Annotated in this window: 1 protein-coding gene; it reads left to right on the top strand. The window is 42.5% G+C overall.

Annotation, left to right across the window (positions count from 1 at the left end):
• Window positions 1–1,293: IS4 family transposase (locus PCH02S_RS35465; RefSeq protein ID WP_218033206.1), on the top strand; the 1,293-nt coding region annotated here is incomplete at its 5' end.
• Window positions 1,294–1,455: the final 162 nt, after the last annotated feature.

The following is a 1,455-nucleotide window of genomic DNA, read 5'->3' as shown; positions in this document are numbered from 1 at the left end:
CCAAAACAAAAAAAGTCACCTAATGTAGAGATTGCAGACAAAATTGCCCGACTCTCTACAAAAGGAGACCCACCAATGGGCAATATACCTAAAAATCAAGTAATTTGCAAGTGTTTAAATGAACTTCATCTTAATATGAATCGGTTTCCTATCTCGGACCGCTACTATAAAAAGCTATCGACGCGTGCCGCCATCATGCTTTTTGTAGAAGGTGAGATTCAGCAAAGGAAAACACTTGAGGATATTCGGTTGCATTTACTGGCGAACGAGGAACTTCAACAATTGACAGGAATTTCGTCCATCCATTCGTCCACATTAAATCGGAAACTAGAAAAAATGCCACTCATCTACTTACAAGCACTATTTGAGAAACTTGCCAACCGATTAATGCACTTGAAAAGAGGTGGCAAGGGAGTTCAAAAGCTTGGAAAATTAGCCCCCATCGATTCGACATCACTCACCCTTCCATTTGTGTTTGGCGATTGGGCTTTTTATCAAGATCGGACGAAAGGTGTCAAAATGCACACTCGCTTGCTCTGCTTAGATGACGAAACGCCTTTTCCGGACCGAATTGTGCTCTCAACCGTCGGAGTTTCCGATCAGATGGCTGTCGATCAACTGATCACGCGCAAAGACTTGACGTATATCCTGGATCGAGGCTATGTCAACTACAAGCGATTTACGACATGGGTAAAGGATGGTGTTCTATTCGTAGCCCGACTAAAAGCAAGTAACAGCTATTCGGTTGTGAAAGAGCATCCTATACCGGAAGGTACACACATCTTGCGGGATGCGGAAGTGACGGTGCATGACAAGAAGTCCAAAACCCACACCCCCCTACGACTTGTGGAATTTGAGGACGAAAAACGCAGGATCTACAAAGTAGTAACAACTCGCCGAGACATAAGCGCAGCAGACGTCAGTGAAATCTACCGGTGCCGCTGGCAAATTGAGTTGTTTTTCAAGTGGATTAAACAGCACCTAACAACGGTTACTTTTCATAACTATCATCCGAATGCCGTATGGGCACAACTATACATAAGTGTCATTAGTTACTTACTCTGCCAGCTGCTTCATGCTCAAACACCAAATAAGCTAAGCCTGTTCAACTTCGTCCGTCATCTGCGGCTTTACAGCAGGCATAAGTGGAAGTGCTTTGTTAACGAGTTGAAAAAGCCAAAAATGCGTACCAGTAAAGGTAGGCAAAAAAGCGAGAACACACAAGTACTTCCTCGCGGCACTCCAGGTATAGGAAAGAACAGTCGGCCAGTGGTAAAAATAATAATTAGCTAGGAATAGACGTAAAACAAATATTACTTTTTTTGGCAATTTTAACTGCACCTTGTTTACGGTTAGTTGTTTTTCCGCTGCCGTGTAAATATCGATGTAAATTTTTTGAATAGAAGTAACATTATTCATTTTTCTGAGTAGTGTTAGGTTTCTCGCAAACGTAGT

Origin of the sequence: Paenibacillus chondroitinus NBRC 15376, from assembly GCF_004000765.1 — a bacterium.
Lineage (GTDB): Bacteria > Bacillota > Bacilli > Paenibacillales > NBRC-103111 > Paenibacillus_E > Paenibacillus_E chondroitinus.
This window is presented reverse-complemented; position numbering and strand designations above follow the sequence as displayed.